The organism is Agrobacterium sp. V1, assembly GCF_030518355.1.
Lineage (GTDB): Bacteria > Pseudomonadota > Alphaproteobacteria > Rhizobiales > Rhizobiaceae > Agrobacterium > Agrobacterium cucumeris.
Genome location: NZ_JAULSF010000001.1, coordinates 221,585 through 239,455, shown reverse-complemented (window position 1 = coordinate 239,455; position 17,871 = coordinate 221,585). Strand labels below are relative to the sequence as shown.

General features: G+C 59.5%; 16 protein-coding genes. 3 read left to right on the top strand and 13 right to left on the bottom strand.

Features of this window, described 5'->3' with window-relative positions; all coding sequences use genetic code 11:
• Nucleotides 1-80 precede the first annotated feature (80 nt).
• Both edd and QSV77_RS01155 read left to right on the top strand, forming a co-directional pair.
• Nucleotides 81-1,901 (top strand): phosphogluconate dehydratase, encoded by a 1,821-nt coding sequence (edd, locus tag QSV77_RS01160; RefSeq protein ID WP_269698626.1) that lies wholly within the window; start codon nt 81-83, stop codon nt 1,899-1,901.
• Between the two features lie 219 nt (nt 1,902-2,120).
• Entirely contained in the window at nt 2,121-3,485 is a 1,365-nt protein-coding gene (locus tag QSV77_RS01155; protein WP_302732280.1) for a metallophosphoesterase, read from the top strand.
• A gap of 24 nt (nt 3,486-3,509) precedes the next feature.
• Here the strand turns inward: QSV77_RS01155 and QSV77_RS01150 are convergent, their stop codons facing one another.
• The 6 genes from QSV77_RS01150 to QSV77_RS01125 form a co-directional block, all read right to left on the bottom strand.
• The gene (locus tag QSV77_RS01150; protein WP_035236048.1) at nt 3,510-3,866 is read right to left on the bottom strand and encodes a hypothetical protein; all 357 of its coding nucleotides are present in this window, start codon (nt 3,864-3,866) and stop codon (nt 3,510-3,512) included.
• A gap of 241 nt (nt 3,867-4,107) precedes the next feature.
• A complete protein-coding gene (locus tag QSV77_RS01145) occupies nt 4,108-5,196 on the bottom strand; it encodes an ABC transporter ATP-binding protein (protein ID WP_302732279.1) in 1,089 nt (362 codons plus the stop codon).
• Between the two features lie 20 nt (nt 5,197-5,216).
• Entirely contained in the window at nt 5,217-6,872 is a 1,656-nt protein-coding gene (locus QSV77_RS01140) for an alpha-glucosidase family protein (RefSeq protein WP_302732278.1), read from the bottom strand.
• Nucleotides 6,873-6,908: 36 nt separating this feature from the next.
• The gene (locus QSV77_RS01135; RefSeq protein WP_080817815.1) at nt 6,909-8,069 is read right to left on the bottom strand and encodes a carbohydrate ABC transporter permease; all 1,161 of its coding nucleotides are present in this window, start codon (nt 8,067-8,069) and stop codon (nt 6,909-6,911) included.
• A 1-nt stretch (nt 8,070) separates the two neighbouring features.
• Nucleotides 8,071-9,084, bottom strand: coding sequence for a carbohydrate ABC transporter permease (locus QSV77_RS01130; RefSeq protein ID WP_046800613.1), 1,014 nt, complete (start codon nt 9,082-9,084; stop codon nt 8,071-8,073).
• A gap of 103 nt (nt 9,085-9,187) precedes the next feature.
• Complete coding sequence (locus tag QSV77_RS01125) at nt 9,188-10,549, bottom strand: ABC transporter substrate-binding protein (protein ID WP_269698634.1); 1,362 nt, start codon at nt 10,547-10,549, stop codon at nt 9,188-9,190.
• 276 nt (nt 10,550-10,825) lie between these two features.
• Between QSV77_RS01125 and QSV77_RS01120 the strand changes: the two genes are divergently transcribed.
• Nucleotides 10,826-11,851 carry a LacI family DNA-binding transcriptional regulator gene (locus QSV77_RS01120; RefSeq protein ID WP_302732277.1) on the top strand — a complete coding sequence of 342 codons (1,026 nt, stop codon included), beginning with the start codon at nt 10,826-10,828 and terminating at the stop codon, nt 11,849-11,851.
• A gap of 247 nt (nt 11,852-12,098) precedes the next feature.
• Here the strand turns inward: QSV77_RS01120 and folD are convergent, their stop codons facing one another.
• The 7 genes from folD to QSV77_RS01085 form a co-directional block, all read right to left on the bottom strand.
• Nucleotides 12,099-12,998 carry a bifunctional methylenetetrahydrofolate dehydrogenase/methenyltetrahydrofolate cyclohydrolase FolD gene (folD, locus tag QSV77_RS01115; RefSeq protein WP_302732276.1) on the bottom strand — a complete coding sequence of 300 codons (900 nt, stop codon included), beginning with the start codon at nt 12,996-12,998 and terminating at the stop codon, nt 12,099-12,101.
• A 77-nt stretch (nt 12,999-13,075) separates the two neighbouring features.
• Nucleotides 13,076-14,848, bottom strand: a complete 1,773-nt coding sequence (locus QSV77_RS01110; protein ID WP_302732275.1) for a GumC family protein — start codon at nt 14,846-14,848, stop codon at nt 13,076-13,078.
• Nucleotides 14,849-14,936: 88 nt separating this feature from the next.
• Nucleotides 14,937-15,635, bottom strand: a complete 699-nt coding sequence (locus QSV77_RS01105; protein WP_142841159.1) for a WecB/TagA/CpsF family glycosyltransferase — start codon at nt 15,633-15,635, stop codon at nt 14,937-14,939.
• Between the two features lie 199 nt (nt 15,636-15,834).
• Nucleotides 15,835-16,371, bottom strand: coding sequence for a flagellar basal body-associated FliL family protein (locus QSV77_RS01100; protein WP_046800608.1), 537 nt, complete (start codon nt 16,369-16,371; stop codon nt 15,835-15,837).
• Entirely contained in the window at nt 16,371-16,739 is a 369-nt protein-coding gene (locus QSV77_RS01095; protein ID WP_046800735.1) for a hypothetical protein, read from the bottom strand. The genes QSV77_RS01100 and QSV77_RS01095 overlap by 1 nt, the downstream gene beginning before the upstream one ends.
• 29 nt (nt 16,740-16,768) lie before the next feature.
• A complete protein-coding gene (locus tag QSV77_RS01090) occupies nt 16,769-17,326 on the bottom strand; it encodes a rod-binding protein (protein ID WP_046800607.1) in 558 nt (185 codons plus the stop codon).
• Between the two features lie 113 nt (nt 17,327-17,439).
• The gene (locus QSV77_RS01085; RefSeq protein ID WP_142841158.1) at nt 17,440-17,859 is read right to left on the bottom strand and encodes a hypothetical protein; all 420 of its coding nucleotides are present in this window, start codon (nt 17,857-17,859) and stop codon (nt 17,440-17,442) included.
• Nucleotides 17,860-17,871: the final 12 nt, after the last annotated feature.

Genomic DNA, 17,871 nt, shown 5'->3' with positions numbered 1-17,871 from the left:
GACATGAAGACAGAAACACGACAACCGGCCGTTCACCTCCCGGAACGCCGGTTGCCGACCAACGAACAGGATGAACGCCCATGTCCGCCGATTCCCGCATTCAGGCCATCACCGCCCGTATCGTCGAACGTTCCAAGCCTTACCGCGAGACCTATCTCGAGCGGTTGCGGCTGCAGGTCTCAAAAGGCGTTCATCGTTCCGTGCTTTCCTGCGGCAACCTTGCGCACGGGTTTGCGGTCTGTTCCCCCGCCGACAAGGACATCCTTGCCGGCGACCGGGTTCCAAACCTCGGCATCATCACCGCCTATAACGACATGCTGTCGGCGCACCAGCCCTATGAGACCTTCCCGGCGATCATTCGCGATGCGGCCAAGGAGGCCGGTGGCATCGCCCAGGTTGCGGGCGCGGTTCCGGCCATGTGTGATGGCGTGACGCAAGGGCAGCCCGGCATGGAGCTTTCGCTGTTTTCCCGCGATGCCATCGCCATGGCTGCCGGCATCGGCCTGTCGCACAACATGTTCGACGCCGCCGTCTATCTCGGCGTCTGCGACAAGATCGTGCCCGGCCTCGTGATCGCGGCACTGGCCTTCGGCCATCTGCCGGCCGTCTTCGTTCCCGCCGGGCCCATGACATCAGGCCTGCCGAATGACGAGAAGTCACGCATCCGCCAGCTTTATGCCGAAGGCAAGGTCGGCCGCGCCGAGCTTCTGGAGGCGGAATCGAAATCCTATCACGGTCCCGGCACCTGCACCTTCTACGGCACGGCGAACTCCAACCAGATGCTGATGGAAATCATGGGCTTCCATATGCCCGGTTCCTCCTTCATCAATCCCGGCACACCGCTGCGCGATGCGCTGACGCGTGAAGCTGCCAAGCGCGCTTTGGCAATCACTGCGCAGGGCAATGAATTCACACCGGCGGGCGAGATGATCGATGAACGGTCGGTCGTCAACGGCGTTGTCGGCCTGCATGCAACGGGTGGTTCCACCAACCACACCATGCATCTGATCGCCATGGCGCGCGCCGCCGGCATCATCCTCACCTGGCAGGATATTTCCGATCTTTCCGACATCGTGCCGCTGCTCGCCCGCGTTTATCCCAACGGGCTTGCCGATGTGAACCATTTCCACGCCGCCGGCGGCATGGGTTTCCTCATCAAGCAGCTCCTGAAGCAGGGCTTTGTGCATGACGATGTGCGCACCGTCTTCGGACAGGGTCTTGCAGCCTATACAGTGGATGCCAAACTCGATGAAAAGGGCGCGGTAACCCGTGAGCCCTCCCCCGAGCAGAGCCATGATCCGAAGGTGCTTTCCAGTATCGAAACGCCGTTCCAGCCGACTGGCGGCCTGAAGATGCTGACGGGCAATCTCGGCAAATCGGTCATCAAGATTTCCGCCGTCAAGCCGGAACGCCACATCATCGAAGCGCCCGCTATCGTTTTCGACGACCAGCAGGCACTTCAGGATGCCTTCAAGGACGGCAAGCTCAACCGCGACTTCATCGCCGTCGTCCGCTTCCAGGGGCCGAAGGCCAATGGCATGCCGGAACTGCACCGCCTGACGCCGCCGCTCGGCGTGTTGCAGGATCGCGGCTTCAAGGTGGCGCTGGTGACGGATGGGCGCATGTCCGGTGCATCCGGCAAGGTGCCGGCCGCCATTCACGTCACGCCGGAAGCTTCCGATTGTGGCCCGATCTCGCTCATCCGCGATGGCGACATCATCCGTCTCGATGCCATTTCCGGAACGCTGGAAGTGCTGGTGTCCGCCGCTGAACTAGCGAAACGCGAACCGGCACGCGCCGATCTTTCCGGCAATGAATGGGGCATGGGCCGCGAACTTTTCGCCCCCTTCCGCCGCAATGCCGGCCCGGCCGATCAGGGCGCGAGCGTGCTCTTCCATTGATCTTTTGAAAGGCGAAGGTCGATACGGCTTTCGCCTTTCAACCCTGCTTTGCGGTATCGTTCGACTGTACTTTCTCGCACCTGATAATCCGGCGCAGAAACAGCTTTATTTCCCAATTCGTAAAAGTCACACTTGTCATGCGGCTGTGATGATCGCCCTATAGGGCCTTCTCCAGCAACCGTGGGACGACGGTGCAGTTTCGGATGATGGGGCCAGGACATGACGATTTTCTCAAGCAAACGCCGCGATGTGCTGAAGCTTATGGCTGGCACAGCCGTGCTGCCGTTGATTGCGTTAGCCACGCCAGCGATGGCGCAGGATGTCGCGCTGCGTGCGATCGTGATCTCCGACCTGCATTCGGCTTATGAACGCATCGGCCAGCTTCTCGCGGCCATAGAAACGCGCGTCGTTGCCGACAAGACGCCGCATATCATTCTGCTGAATGGCGACCTGTTCGAACTCGGCAATGCGGTGGCCACACGTTCGGCCGGCGAAATCGAGTGGACGTTCCTCGCTGCACTCGCCAAGCTCGCCCCCACCGTCATCAATATCGGCAATCATGAGCCCGATATCGACAATGATCTTGCCAATTTCGTCAGTCGCGCCCAGGCGCTCGGCATCACCGTTCTGTCCAACATTATCGATAAGCGCAACGGAAAGCCCTATGCGCCTGATAGCGCCGAGGTGAGCGTCGGCGGGCGGCAGATCATCGTCACGGGTCTTGCCACCAATGCAATCAACACCTATCCGAAGGCGACGCGCGAGATGCTCGACATCCCGCAGCCCGTCGAATGGGCGAAGGCCAATCTGCCCGGCATCGTTAAGTCGGGCGCTATCAACATCGTCTTGAGCCATGCCGGCGTCGTTGCCGACCGCGACATCCTGCCCCTGCTGCCGGATGGCACGCTGCTGGTCGGCGGTCACGATCACCTGAACTTCGTGCACGAGCAGGGTGCCACGCGTTATCTCCATACCGGTTCATGGTGCACCTCCATGACGGTGGCAACGATCTCCGCCCCCGGCAAGGCTCCGGCCATTGAAACGATCGCGATCGATAGCGACGCCCCCGCCTCCCCGGCCCTCAAGAGCCTGATCGAGCAGACGCTCGAAAAGCACCTGACGGCAGAAGAACGGGCGGTTATCGGTAAATCCGCCAAGGCCATGACTGTCGATGAGGCCGGACGCCATGTGGCGCAGCTTATCGCCGCGAAAACCGGCGCGGATGTCGGTTTCATCGGCCACACGTCACTCGGCGCCGGTCTGCCGCAGGGCGATATTCGCCGCTATGATTTCAACGCCTCGCTGCGTTTCGACGGCAAGCTGATGGTGACGGAAGTGGATGGCGAAGCGCTTGCTGAAATCCTTGAACGATGCAACCAGGACGGCGACATTCCGCTTGCTGCGCGCACCGGCGATTATCTCTACGCCATGCCGGAAAAACTGGAAACGAAACAACGTTACAAGCTGGTCTGCAACGACTGGTCGGCCACCAACCAGAAATCCTATTTCGGCCGCAGCGATCTTGCCTTCACGGAGGTGCCTGAAGTGAAGCTGAAGCAGACGGTTGTGGACGGGCTTTCTTAAGTCCCTTCGGCAGATTTGGATATTTCAGAAAGACCGGATATCGAGCTTCCGGTCCCTGTGTGCCGGGTGCGTGCTGAACACGAAGATGCGGTCCAGTTCCTTCTGCGTCAACATGCGCAGGAAGCGGACGTGGATGGTGTTGTTGGCGTTGACGCGCAACATCACGCAGCCGATCTTGGTGATGCGGGCGTCGGGAATATCGAGATAGAACTGGTTGGGCAGGTTATATTTCGTCAGCAGTGCCAGCACCGCTTCGGTCTGGGAGATGCGGATGACGTCACAGCGCCGCGCCGCCATGTGCATGACGGCCTTTTCGGTATATTCGATGCGTGCCGCATTCATGGTATCTTCCATGCGAAACCGGCTTTCGCGGTCATACATGAAGGATTCTTCCTTGCTCAGGTAATGGTTCCTGATGACACCCGCACTGCTCTGCACGCCCGGACTCCCATGCTTTCTTAACAGATCGAGACTAGGCCATAGTCTTTAACAATTCATATCAGACTTGCCTCAAACAGACCGGAAGCGGGACATTTCCGATGTTTTTCCACAGGGGCAAAAACGCACGAAAAGCCCCGGAACGGTAAAGGTTCCGGGGCGTGTTTTACGATATTGCCGGCGATTATGGACGGTAGGTCTTGCCGTCAGCATCGAAGAGATGGAGCTTTTCCTGCGGTGCTGCAAACCGCAGGGTTTCGCCCCTGGAGACGGAAAGGATGCCCGGGATCTTGACGATGATCGGCTCCTGCCCCTTCGGAGCCTCGAGATAAAGCAGCGTCACTTCGCCCAGAGCCTCGACGATCGAGACTTTGCCTTCGAAAAGATAGTCGTCGCCGGTGACGACGCTGAGGTCTTCCGGCCTCACACCAAAGCTCGCAGCCTTGCCCTGCTCGGTGGCCGGGGTCGGAACATTGACGGCCAATGTTTTGCCGCTGGCCAGTTCGATCGACGTCCGTTCGCCGGTTCCGGCGATCTTCGCCGAGATGATGTTCATGGCGGGCGAGCCGATGAACTTCGCCACGAAAAGATTGGCCGGCCTTTCGTAAAGTTCGAGCGGCGGGCCGACCTGCTCCACACGACCCGCATTCAACACGACGATGCGGTCTGCCAGCGTCATCGCCTCCACCTGATCGTGGGTGACATAGATCATCGTCGTATCGGCCATCTGCTCGTTGAGCTTGGCGATCTCAATACGGGTGGCGACACGCAGGGCAGCGTCAAGGTTCGACAGCGGTTCATCGAACAGGAAGACCTTGGGATTGCGGCAGATGGCACGACCGATGGCGACGCGCTGGCGCTGGCCGCCGGAGAGCGCCTTGGGCAGACGCTCCAGATATTGCGTCAGCTGCAGGATTTCGGCAGCGGCACGAACGCGCCGGTCGATCTCCTGCTTGTTTTCCTTCGCGATCTTCATGCCAAAGGCCATGTTGTCATAGACGGTCATATGCGGATAAAGCGCATAGGACTGGAACACCATGGCGATGCCCCGGCGCGAGGGCGGGATTTCATTGACGAGCTGGCCATCAATGAACATCTCGCCGCCGGTGATCTCCTCCAGACCGGCGATCATCCGCAGAAGCGTCGATTTTCCGCAGCCGGACGGGCCGACGAAAACGATGAATTCGCCCTGCTCGATCTGCAGATCGATGCCGTGCAGGACCTTCACCTGCCCGTATGATTTGCGGATATCCTTGAGAACGAGACTTGTCATGGGTGGTCCTCCCTATTCTGTCAGGCGTAACGGGCGAAGAATGCGCCCCATGCCGGAAGTTCTACGCTTCTGCCTTCAAGGCCGCTTGCAAAGCCATGACCTTCGAGAACCTCCCAGTTCCCTTCCGGCAGCGTGGCTTTTGCCGGCGTTGCGGACAAGTTGAAGAGGCAAAGCACGGTTTCGTTGCCCAGCTTGCGGGTATAGCTCAGCACCTCACCCTGCACCGGCTGGAATTCGATACCACCCTTTGCGAAGGCCGGGTGCTGCCTGCGGAAAGCGAGGAAGCGGCGGTAATGTTCCAGCACCGAAGCTTCATTGCCCTGCTGGGCGCTGACGGCGCGCTGCTTGTGCTCGGCCGGAATGGGCAGCCATGTCTTGTCGGCTGTCGAGAAACCGGCCTGTGCGTGGCCGGCATCCCACACCATCGGCGTGCGGCAACCGTCGCGGCCCTTGAATTCCGGCCAGAACTGGATGCCGTATGGATCCTGCAAATCCTCGAAGGCGATATCGGCCTCGGTGAGGCCGAGTTCTTCGCCCTCATAGATGCAGACGGAGCCGCGCTGCGTCATCAGCAGCGCCGAAAGAACCTTGGCGAAAGCGTCCTTATCCTCGACATGCTCGCCCCAGCGGCTGACATGGCGCACGACATCGTGGTTGGAGAAAGCCCAGCAGGCCCAGCCTTCCGGTGCGGCTCTCGCAAAATCCGCCTGCACATCGGCGACGCGCTGCGGGGTCAGCGCATCGGGTGCGAGGAATTCGAAGGCGTAACACATCTGCATCTTGTCATCGCCGGAAGTATATTCACCGACGATTTCGAGGCCGCGCTGACTGTCGCCCACTTCGCCAACGGCGGCGATGTCTGGAAACTCGTCCAGCACGGCGCGGAAGCGCTTCAGGAAGGCGATGTTTTCTGGGCGGTTCTTGTCGTAGAGATGTTCCTGGAAGTTATAGGGATTGACCGCAGGTGCCGTGGAGGCATTGCGGCGCTCCGGCGCCAGCGCCGGGTTATCGCGCAGCTCAAGGTCGTGGAAATAGAAATTTATGGTGTCGAGGCGGAAACCGTCGACGCCGCGCTTCAGCCAGAAACGGGTGATGTTTAACAGCTCTTCCTGCACTTCAGGGTTATGCAGGTTGAGGTCCGGCTGCGAGGTCAGGAAGTTGTGCATGTAATATTGCATGCGCGTCGGGTCCCACTGCCAGCCCGGACCGCCGAAGATCGACAGCCAATTGTTGGGCGGCGTGCCATCCGGCTTGCCATCCGACCAGACATACCAATCGGATTTCGCATTGTTGCGGCTGGCGCGGCTTTCCACGAACCATGGGTGCTGGTCAGACGTGTGCGACATGACGAGATCGATCATGACGCGGATGCCAAGCCGGTGGGCTTCGGCAATCAGCCCGTCGAAATCGGCAAGCGTGCCGAACATCGGATCGACATCGACATAATTCGAGACGTCGTAACCGAAATCCTTCATCGGCGAGGTGAAGAAGGGCGAAATCCAGATCGCATCGGCACCGAGGCCGGCAATATGCGCCAGCCGGTCGGTTATGCCCTTGAGGTCGCCGATGCCGTCGCCATTGGAGTCCTGATAGGAGCGCGGATAGATCTGATAGATAACAGCGCCGCGCCACCAGTCCTTGTTGGGCGTCAAAGCGGAAGTCACCGAAGCGGTCATGGAAGTGTCCTGTCTGGTATGGGCGTTCATGGAATGTCAGCCTCCCTTGACGGAGCCTGCAAGCAGGCCACGCACGAGATAACGTTGAAGAGCAAAGAAGACGCAAAGCGGCACGATGATGGTGACAAAGGCCGAGGCGGTGAGGATTTCCCAGTTGCCGCCGCGCGAGCCGAGCAACGCGTTGAGCGCACCGGTCAATACCAGTTCGTCCTTCTGCGTGCCAAGGAACACCATGGCGACGAGCAGGTCGTTCCAGGTCCACAGGAACTGGAAGATGGCGAAGGAGGCAAGCGCCGGGAAGGAGAGCGGCAGGATGATCTTGACGAAGATTTCAAAATCGCTGGCACCATCCACGCGGGCGCTTTCGATGATCTCTTTCGGCAGGCCGGAAATATAGTTGCGCAGCAGATAGATGGCGAGCGGCAGGCCGAAGGCAGTGTGCGCCAGCCAGATGCCGGCATAGGTCTTGGACGGCACGCCAAAGATGGTGCCGATTTCATTATAGAGCCGCAGCAGCGGGATCAGCGACATCTGCAACGGCACGACGATGAGGCCCACCACCATGGCAATCAGCAGATTGCGGCCGGAAAAGCTCATCCATGACAGCGCATAGGCGGCGAAGGCCGCAATGAGGATGGGGATGACGGTTGCCGGCACGGCGACGGTGAGTGAGTTGACGAAGGACTGGCCGATGCCTTCCGAGGTCAGAACCGTGCGGTAATTGTCGAGCGTGAAGACGGGCGGCGTCGCGACGGAAATATAGACGCGCTTGCCGCGCGCGCCCTCGAAGCTCGAAGCCTTGCTATATTCGTAAGTGCCGTCCGTATTGACGAGCAGGGTTTCGCCATCGCCGATATCGGCCGGTTCGCCGGCGTTGAATGCTCTCGGCTCCTGAACGCGCACGCCGAAGGCGGAGACTTTTCCGCCCGCGCCGTTTTCGAAGACATTGCCTGATATCACATAGCGGCTGCCGTCCTGCTTCTGCACGGAAGCATCGGCGAGGCGCACTGCCGAGGTCTGTTCGGAGCTGGAGAAGGCCGTCCACCAGCCTGACACGGTAATCTGGTCCTTGTCGCGCAGCGAGCTGACGAGAATGCCGAGCGTGGGTAAGAGCCAGAGAAGCACGACGACGAGAACACTGGCATGGACGATGAGGCGCGGCAGGCCGACGCGGCGCAGGCGTTTGACGATATTCATCTCAGCGGCCCTCCATCTCGCGGTTTGCCTGGCGGATGTTCCAGACCATGATCGGGGTGACGGCCGCCATGATGATGAGCGCGATAACAGCACTTCGGCCGCTGTCGCCGCCACCGCGGAACATCCAGTCAAACATGAGGTTGGCGAGAACCATGGTATTCCACTGGCCATTGGTCATGGTCAGCACGATATCGAAGACCTTGAGCACGAGAATAGTGATCGTCGTCCAGACGACGGCGATGGTGCCCCAGATTTGCGGCACCATGATCTTCCAGAAAATCTGCCAGCCATTGGCGCCGTCTATGACAGCCGCCTCGATGGTTTCTTCCGGAATGCCGCGCAAAGCCGCCGACAGGATGACCATGGCGAAACCGGTCTGGATCCAGATGAGGATGACCATCAGGAAGAAATTGTTCCAGAAGGGCATGGAAATCCAAACCTCCGGGCTACCGCCGAAAAACTCGACGATGGCGTTCAAGAGGCCGATCTGCACCTGACCTTCGGCGCGATACTCATAGATGAACTTCCAAATGACCGATGCGCCGACGAAGGAGATCGCCATCGGCATGAAGACGATGGATTTGGCGATGTTGCCCCACCAGATGCGGTCGGTCATGACGGCAATGACGAGGCCGAAGAAGGTGCAGGCGGCCGGCACGACGGCAAGCCAGAGGATATTGTTGAAGATCGACTGGCGGAAACCGGCATCGAAAAACGCCCAGCGATAATTGGCGAGGCCGACGAATTCGCTGCCTGTGCGATCATAAAAGGACAGGATCAGCGTGGCGATGACGGGATAGACCAGGTAGACCAGCAGCAGGATCAGCGCCGGGCCGATGAACAGCCAGGGCCGGACGGCGGCGCGGCGGTTTAGATTGCGGGATGCGTGAATGACATCTCCCGAGCGGACGGGAAAAATCACCTGCAGCGCCTTGTCGGATAGCCAGTAATAGGCAGCGCAGGCAAAAACGCCCGCTACCATGACGCCGATGGCAGACACGAGTTGTTGAGCCATGTTCCCTCCCTGATCCTCTCCGCGCCGCGCTGATTTATACGGTCGTCTGGGCAGTTCTACTTGGTAAAGGCCCGGCAGCGTGCCGCCGGGCCTGATCCGATTGTTACTTCAGGCCGTCCCAGGCCTTCTGGATATCGGCGGCGACCTGATCGGCGGACTTGCCACCGACGAAATCGATCATGCCGGTCCAGAACGCGCCGGCACCGATCTTGCCGGGCATCAGGTCGGAACCATCGAAGCCGAAGCTTGTCGCGGTCGTGAGGATTTCCCCCTGGCGCTTCATCTGCTCATTGGCATAGGTGTCGACATTCACACCCTTATACGGCGTCAGGAAGCTGGACTGCGCCATCCATACTTCGTGGGCGATCGGGGTCTTCAGGAATTCGACGAATGCCTTGGCCGCCGGTGCTTCCTTGGTGACCGTGACGAGCGTGCCGGCGCCGAGAACCGGCTTGCCGAGGTCAGGTTTGGACGCGTAAGTCGGCATGTAGAAGAAATCCGCATCCGTTCCGACCTTGGTGCCTTCAGGGAAGAAGGACGGAATGAACGACGCCTGATGGTGCAGGTAGCATTTCGGCGGAATGTCGAAGAGACCCTTGGGGCTGTCGCGGAAGTCGGTGGAGGCCACGGCCGCAACGCCGCCGCTGACATATTTTTCGTTCTTGGCGAATTTGCCGAACTCGTTGATCGCCTCGACCACCGCCGGATCGGTGAACTTCACCTCGTTGGTCGTCCACTTCTGGTAAACGTCGAGCGGCTGCGTGCGCAGCATCAGGTCTTCCACCCAGTCGGTTGCCGGCCAGCCGGTCGCACCGCCAGAGCCGAGGCCGATGCACCAGGGCGTGCCGCCATCGGCTACGATCTGGTCCGTCAGCTTGAACAGGTCTTCCATGCTCTCGGGCACTTTATAACCCGCTTCCTCGAAGTTCTCAGGCACATACCAGACGAGCGACTTCACATCGGCCTTGAAGGGGAACGCAAAGTAAGCCTTGTTGCCGTCCTTGCCTTTGTAGCTGCCGAGATCGACCCAGGACTGGCCTGCGCCGTAATTTTCCTTGACCCAATTGGCGGTCTCGTCACCGAGCGGCACCAGAAAACCCTTGGCCGCGAGATCGGCCAGAAGGCCGGGCTGCGGCAGGATGGCGATATTGGGCGGCGAACCCGCCTGCGTATCGATGACGATCTGCTGCTCGTAATTTTCCGACGAGGAATAACGGACGTTCACGCCGGTCGCGTCAGCGAAATAGGCAAGCACCGACTGAAACAGCGCCTCGTCCTCACCGCGCCAGGGCCCGAAAATCGTCAGCGTCTGGCCTTTCAGGTCGGCATGGGCCGCCTTAAAGTCCTCGTAGCTTTTCCAGTTGAACTTGGCATCCTGGCCGGGCGCGAATTTCAGGTCAGCGGCAAAGGCCGCACCCGACAGCAGCACCATTGAGGCCGCCGTCGCCAAAAGAGTCTTCCGCATGTGATTTACCTCCCATCACATAAAAGGCTCAAAGCGTCCTCTCTCAATCAAAGCGCTTTGGCTGCCTATTCATCTCATTGTCATCAAGATGGAGTCAAGAGGCTGTTTCCGAGGAAACGTTGCCGCACCGCGTGAATAGTCATATTTATTTAGGAAGGCGGCTATCGTTTTCGATTGAGAAAAGCAGAGGAGGCTGGTAAAAATCTAAAGCGCTTTGGGAATATGAGGAGAGGCTTTGCCGGTTCCTGAAGCGCGTGCATGGAGGAAATTCAAGACATGAACCTGAAACAGTTGTCGCAACTGCTGGGCATTTCGCAGACCACCATCAGCAGGGCGCTCAACGGCTACCCGGAGGTGAGCGCGGAGACGCGCCGCCGCGTCATGGAGGCCGCCGAGAAGACGGGATATCGCCCGAACGCGGCGGCGCAGCGGCTGGCAACCGGCAAGGTCGGCTCCATCGGGCTCGTCATGCCGATTGGCGAGCACCACCGTTCCGATGTGCATTTCGGCGAATTCTTAAGTGGTCTCGGCGAAGAAGCCTCACGCAGCGGTTTTCACCTCGTCATCATGCCGACGGAACCGGAGAAAGAACGTGAAGCCCTGCGTGGGCTCGCCGCAAGCGGCAGCGTTGATGGCATCTATCTCGCCTATATGAAAAAGAACGATGCGCGCATTGCCATGATGCAGTCGCTCTCCCTGCCCTTCCTCGTGCATGGCAGATCTGTCGGCGTGGAGGAGACTTATCCCTATCTCGATGTGGACAATGAGGGCGCGTTTCGTGATGCGACCCAGCTTCTCCTCCAGCTCGGCCATAAACGCATCGGGCTTTTGAACGGCCCGGAGGGCTACGACTTTACCTATCGGCGCTGTCTCGGGGTGGAGACGGCACTGGATGCAAGCGGCCTCGCCCTGCACCCGGCCAATAAACGGCACAGCAGCATGACGGACGAGGAGGGTTATCTCGGCATGGAGGCGCTGCTGTCTCAACCGGAAAAGCCGACCGCCATTCTCTGCGCCAGTACCGCGCTTGCGCTGGGCGCGATCCGCTCGATGAACCAGCGGGGGTTAAAACCCGGCAAGGACATTTCGCTGATCGCCCATGACGACGTGCTGCCGCTGCTGAAGCCGGACAATTTTTCCGTGCCGCTGACGACCACACGCTCATCGCTGCGGGCCGCTGGCGTGCGCGTCGGCCAACGCCTGATCAACCGGATCAAGTTCGAGCAGATGGAGCCCCATCAGGAGCTCTGGAAGGCGGAGCTTGTGGTACGCGCTTCGACGGGACCGGCTCCAAAGGAGTGAACCACGCAAACAGCGAACGACAAGACAGACTCAACATTCGCTGCGTCCTTGAGGCCCACCATTTCCCGTCATATCGGCCCTGAGCCGGTATCCAGCCAGCCCAAGTCCTTGGACTGAAACAACTCTCTCCGCCGTGCAGAGGCGCGTCGACTGGATTCCGACTTAAGGCCGGAATGACGGAAGTGAGGGTACGGCGGCTCAAATTCTGCGCCGCGTAACACGAAGCCTAACTGCGCGCGAGAGGCCGTCAGAACGTCGGCGCGGTCTTGCCCAGCGAACGATAGGCGGCGATGACGGTATTCGCCATCAGCATGGCAATCGTCATCGGGCCGACACCGCCGGGCACCGGCGAGATGGCAGCGGCCACGGCGCTTGCCTCGTCAAAGGCGACATCACCGACCAGCTTCGACTTGCCTTCGCCCTTTTCGGGAGCAGGAATACGGTTGATGCCGACATCGATGACGGTTGCGCCCGGCTTCACCCAGTCGCCCTTCACCATCGCCGCGCGGCCAACGGCCGCCACGAGAATATCGGCCGTCTTGCAGACGGTGGCGAGATCCTTGGTGCGCGAATGCGCCATGGTCACCGTGGCATTGGCATTCAGCAGAAGCTGGCCCATCGGCTTGCCGAACAGGTTGGAACGGCCAATGACCACGGCATTGAGGCCGGAAAGGTCGTCGCCGTGAATGCTGCGCACCAGAAGCATGGCGCCGGCAGGCGTGCAGGAAATAAGCCCGGTGGCGAGATCGCCCGTCGCCAGCTTGCCGGCGTTCAACACGCTGAGGCCATCCACATCCTTCTCGGGCAGAATAGACTGGATGATCTCATCGGAATTGAAATGCTTCGGCAGCGGAAGCTGCACCAGAATGCCGTGAATGGAGGCGTCGGCGTTCAGTTCGCCAACCAGCTTCAGAAGCTCACCTTGCGTCGTCTCTTCCGGCAGCGTGTGCTGAATGGAGTTGAAGCCGCATTGCTTGGCCATCTTGCTCTTGGAGTTCACGTAGGCATGGCTGGCCGGATCATTACCGACGATGACGACTGCGAGACCGGGCTTCACGCCCCGTTCCGCCTCGAGCGCTTCTGCCGATATGCGGACCGCCTCCGTTACCGAAGCCGCCTTCGCCTTCCCGTCAATCACAACTGCCATGCGTCTTGCTCCTGCTGGATTACGTTGGCCCCGTATGGTGCCCCCTTTGCAGGAATGCAAGCAAAAATACAGCCTCGTCAGGCAGTTTTACGGTAGTCGTCCTGATGATCGGCGTAATCGGCGAGACGCTCCTTCAGATGCGCCAGCTCGCGTCTCAATTCCGCCAATTCCTCGGCTTCGGCCTGTTCATGATCGAAGTGCCCTGCAAGGGCCTCACTGAGCAATGGCGGAAGTTCAGGCGACATTTGAGTGGCGCTTCTGACCGTTCGGTTACCCATCAGCACCTGCCGCACGCGCTCGTCCAGCGGCATATCATCGGCATCATTTGCAGCCTCGCCATAATAGTCAGCGAAGGCGTCTTCAGGCTGGACATGATCTTCCGCAGCAAGGTCTTCAAGATCGTCGAAAACCGCCGGCTCGATTTGCTCGAATTCGGAAAATTGCAGCGATTGCTCCGGCCCGTCCATGGAAACGGGAAGTTGCGCTTCATTTTCGACGACCAGCGCGTCCTCCTGCTCCTCGTCATGGCGCCGATAGCTCAGGAGATAAAGGCCGCCCAGCAGACCAATCAGTCCGCCGCCACCTGCCATCATCGCCGCCTGCGTCAGATCACGCGACAGTTCGCCCGGTCCGGCCTTCTTTGCAAGGCGGGTCTCGATGGCGGGCGTAGTGGAGGAGGACAGATCGCGGCGCTCGCTCGCTTCCAGATAGGCATTTCTCGCCGTCTCAAGCTCAGCCTGCAATCGCGAAAGCTCACCGGGGGCGACGCCCAGAGCCTCTAAGCGGTCAAGGTGGTTCTTACGCTCGCCATTCGCGGTCGCAATCTCCTGGGCGATGCGCTTTTCATCCACCCGCAAACCTTCAACCAGTTGGCGCAATGCGGGAGCTGCCAGCGCCTGTACGGCATCCACCGCATTCTGGGCGGCGATGCGGCGCGGGTGTTTCGGGCCATAATCAACCGAGACACTGGCAAGCGCCATGCTGGCGGTCGCGTGTTTCTGCCTGATATCCTCAAGCGCTGCGAAAGCCACGCCGGACGGCAAGGGCTTCGACAAAATGTCATTCGGCTTGAGGGCGGAGGCCACAGCCAAATCCGCCTGAAGCGACTGCTGGTGCTGCGTGCTGCCCGCAAGGCTGTCGTTTACGTCACGCAACTGCTGCTCGAGATCGTGCACATCAGAGAGAACGGCATCGCCATGGCGCATCTGGAAACCGTTCAATGCCGCTTCCGCTTCGTCCAGTCTTTTGCGCGCTCGCTCCGTCTCACGCATGGCGGGCGTCATGGTGCCGGCCTTGCCATCCGCCATGACCCGCATCGAGAGATAATCGGTCAGCCGCATCGCGCTTTCCGGCGTCGCGGCCTTTGCGGTCACGATCAGCGTATTTTCATCCGGCGTCAGTTCCAGCCGGATCGCCTCACCCACTGCGCCATTCAATGCTTCTCGCGGTGAAAGCGGACGTGTGTCCGCGCCTGTCAAAAGATCAACGAGCAGGCCAAGCTCACCCTGATTACGAACGCCCACCATATCGGAGGGTTTCAGCTTCAGATCGCCGCTGACCCGGTCAAGCCCGGCGGGAGATAACAGGGTACGTCGTGCCATCGCCAGAAAACGGGCGGCATCGGGCGCGTCATAGGACGTCTGGGTGATCTCGATCCGGGCCTGCGACACATATCCGCGAAAACCGGAATCGATCAGCAGCAACGGAAGAGCCGCGCCGGTAACGGTGGCGGCAGCGACGCAACCAGCCGTCAGAAGCCGCAGACAATGCCTGCGCCATTGCGACGGGGGCACGGCAAAATCGTCCTCGTCGGGACGGGTCGCCATCATGTCCGGACTGTTATCAACCATCTGAAGCCGTCTGCCACCCTCGGTGCCGCCCGCAACGGGCGACTGTCAAAACCTTACGAGAGGTTAAAGGATCGTGGCAAACAAATGGTTAACGCGGGCTCCGCGAACCCGTCTCAGCTTTGCCGAGTGCAATGTGCCAGGGTTCGGCGCAGAGGCTGTAAAGCCAGCTCATATGCAGCTTGCGGAAGATTTCAGGCATGCCCGCCACTTCGGACGACAAGACCTTGAACAATGAACCGACCGCGATTGCGACGCGCACATCCTGACGGCTGACGGTTCGGTGCAACCATTTTTCCTGATTTTCACCGCTCATGCCGGCAAGCAGAACATCGACCTTAACCCCCGAGGCATCCCGACCCAGCATCACGAAATCATGCCACGGCGCGTGGGCACGCAGCTTTGCCAGCACTTCACTGAGCTGCGCCGCATCATCGCCGGCAACACCGATCCGTTTCGGCACCGCCATATAGGTCAGAAGCGCCATGACGAAAGCGACGTCGTCGATCGCAGCGGACAGAGGTTTGCCATTTTCCACACGGGCGGCGGCATTCATCGCCTTGCCCTGTGGCAGAAGCAGGCAACTTTCCAGAATCTCGCGGTAAGCGATATCCTTGAGAGACAGCTTGGCTTTATCTATGGTGAGGAAGGAGAGCATCGTGTGCCCTTCGCAAGCCGAAGCCCGGCCGCTGACCAGTTCCAGCGCCCCATTCCAATCGAGATCACAGACACGCAGCCCGTGGATATTCCGTTGCGATCCCGGCCGCGCAAAACCTGCCGCGAAATTCATTGCCAACCCCCGAATGCCAAATCCATCTCCACCGATCCGGCGCATGGTGGCGGGACGGCGGCTCATGGATTTGTTTATACAGGTGCAGGTTGAAGTTATGCTGAAAGCAATCGCTCGAATATTCGGGCGCGTGACAAGGAACGGTTAACCAGACCAGAAAACCGCCCGTCGGCGGACGCGTGAGCCGCGCCCTGCGACGTCAGTGGCTGGGCGCGGCAGCCGCTTCTTTTCCAGCCTCGGCCTTCTCGCCCTCGACGATCTTGACCGAACGGGGCGTGCCATTGCCATTCTGCTCGCGAATATCTGCCTTCGACAGATAATCCAGCTGCTCGATCAGCACATCCTCGACCACCTCGTCATCGAGCCTCTTGTTCAGCCCCTCGCGGATGCGCTGCTTGAAAGCCTCGGGATCGAAGGTGGAAATATTGGCGATGTTGACCATGGAGGAGCCCGCCAGAAGCGTGAACAATTCGTCGGTCATCAGCTGCGTGGCCGGCAATTCGATCTTCGCCATCTTGTCCTTGTCGACACGCAGCGAAATACGGCTGAGGAAATAGCCGTTCACCCCGCCATCATTGATGACGGGAATGGTGATGCTTTCACCCTTGACCAATTGCAGATTGGTCTTTTTCTCGCCCGCCTCATCTCCCGGCGCCGTCGCCATCTGGACGGAGAAATACACCGCGCCGAGCGTGACGGCGCAAACCCAGACGCCGGTGAGAAGAAGCTTCAACATCAGGAGGCGGCACCGTACATGAACTGTTCCTGCGAATAGGTGCCGTCCGTATCGGCTTCCTGGATGGCGTTCTTGAGCAGGTCCGCAACAGCGCGAACCGCGTTCAGATGCGCCTCGACGCGGCTGGCATTGGTCGCGAGCTTGGACTTGATGCCCTTCACCTGCTCCAGATAACCACCGGCGATGTCTTCGCGCGGTGTATCGCGAAACAGCATGGTGAGTTCATACAGGCAACGGCTTTTATGGGCGTTGGAAACCTTGAAGTCGAATTGCGGATCCTTACCGATATTATCGTTCTCATTGTCGATGATCATCTCAAGGCGGCCGAGAACGGATTGGATACGGTGGTCGTTCGACATAAGGTCCATGCTTGTCTCCTCGTTAAGGTTTTTCATTCTCAAGCCTCGTCCGTTTTATCATTGGAAACGCCGAGGACCTGCCGCTCGAACTCCGCCACCATCCGAATTGCAGCATTATGGTCTTTTTCATTCATCGATACGTCGGTGATGCCTTTGCTTTCGGCTTTTCTCAACGCATCCTTGTAGGCCTGTTCGGCAATGCCGACGCCGCCATTTCTGGAGATCGTGTCGGCAAACTGTTCCGCCATCATGCTCTTCCAGATTTCGCCGGCATTACCCTTGCCATACACTTCCTCGCTGTCTTTCGGCAGCATGTTGGCAACGAAGGTCTGGAGAACCGAGGCTTCATATTTCCGGTAAGTCTCAGGAATCTCCGTGCGCGCGGAGCGAATATTGGTGTCGCCAAGGCCCGCCTTCGAAGAGGCGCCATCCAGCATATCAACGGCGGCGCCAAAGCCCTTGCCCGCATCTGCAAGGCTGGTTGCGGCAAAAGCCGCCTTGTTCGCTTTGAGTTTTTCCTGGGCGATCTGTACTTCCTGGGGGTCCGCAGCGCGCACCACATCCATCACCAGATCACTTATAACCGATATCGCCACGTCCCGATCTCCCGAGCTGACGAACGTGCGGTATGAAAACCGACGCGTCCGTTCAATCAAGAAACATCGCCGGAGACGTCTTTCGAACGCCCGCGATGCAACAATGGAACGGACTATGGATCGCCAACCTTGCTGGAGGCTGGTGTCCGGGATGCGTTTGTCATTTCAAGCAGATCATAGATTGCATTGTCGTCGGCTTCGCGGTCCTCGAGATCGCGGGCAATGTGCATTCTGTCCTCAAGCCGGTCTGCCTTGGTCTTTTCCTTCAGCACCTTGTTTTCCTGCAATTGCTGCACGCCGGCAAGCTGGCGGTCCTTGACGACAAGGCGGCCGTAACGATCCGAATAATGTCTGGAAAATGTCTGATGTACCGGCTCCATGGAACTCATGGCCTCCAGCACGTTATCCATGGATTGCGCCACTTCGGTACGCACGCGGGTGGTATCGGCAAGCTCCACCTCGGCCATTTTTTCCATGTGGCGCTGGACCGTTACCAGACGCTTGAGTTTTGCCGAGCGCTTGTCCGAAGCCATGGCTTTCTCCAG

Bases quoted from the DNA above. Each gene is read 5' to 3' on its own strand.
- edd (WP_269698626.1), top strand. From the start codon at position 81: ATGTCCGCCGATTCCCGCATTCAGGCCATCACCGCCCGTATCGTCGAA.
- QSV77_RS01155 (WP_302732280.1), top strand. From the start codon at position 2,121: ATGACGATTTTCTCAAGCAAACGCCGCGATGTGCTGAAGCTTATGGCT.
- QSV77_RS01150 (WP_035236048.1), bottom strand. From the start codon at position 3,866: ATGTATGACCGCGAAAGCCGGTTTCGCATGGAAGATACCATGAATGCG.
- QSV77_RS01145 (WP_302732279.1), bottom strand. From the start codon at position 5,196: ATGACAAGTCTCGTTCTCAAGGATATCCGCAAATCATACGGGCAGGTG.
- QSV77_RS01140 (WP_302732278.1), bottom strand. From the start codon at position 6,872: ATGACCGCTTCGGTGACTTCCGCTTTGACGCCCAACAAGGACTGGTGG.
- QSV77_RS01135 (WP_080817815.1), bottom strand. From the start codon at position 8,069: ATGAATATCGTCAAACGCCTGCGCCGCGTCGGCCTGCCGCGCCTCATC.
- QSV77_RS01130 (WP_046800613.1), bottom strand. From the start codon at position 9,084: ATGGCTCAACAACTCGTGTCTGCCATCGGCGTCATGGTAGCGGGCGTT.
- QSV77_RS01125 (WP_269698634.1), bottom strand. From the start codon at position 10,549: ATGCGGAAGACTCTTTTGGCGACGGCGGCCTCAATGGTGCTGCTGTCG.
- QSV77_RS01120 (WP_302732277.1), top strand. From the start codon at position 10,826: ATGAACCTGAAACAGTTGTCGCAACTGCTGGGCATTTCGCAGACCACC.
- folD (WP_302732276.1), bottom strand. From the start codon at position 12,998: ATGGCAGTTGTGATTGACGGGAAGGCGAAGGCGGCTTCGGTAACGGAG.
- QSV77_RS01110 (WP_302732275.1), bottom strand. From the start codon at position 14,848: ATGGTTGATAACAGTCCGGACATGATGGCGACCCGTCCCGACGAGGAC.
- QSV77_RS01105 (WP_142841159.1), bottom strand. From the start codon at position 15,635: ATGAATTTCGCGGCAGGTTTTGCGCGGCCGGGATCGCAACGGAATATC.
- QSV77_RS01100 (WP_046800608.1), bottom strand. From the start codon at position 16,371: ATGTTGAAGCTTCTTCTCACCGGCGTCTGGGTTTGCGCCGTCACGCTC.
- QSV77_RS01095 (WP_046800735.1), bottom strand. From the start codon at position 16,739: ATGGACCTTATGTCGAACGACCACCGTATCCAATCCGTTCTCGGCCGC.
- QSV77_RS01085 (WP_142841158.1), bottom strand. From the start codon at position 17,859: ATGGCTTCGGACAAGCGCTCGGCAAAACTCAAGCGTCTGGTAACGGTC.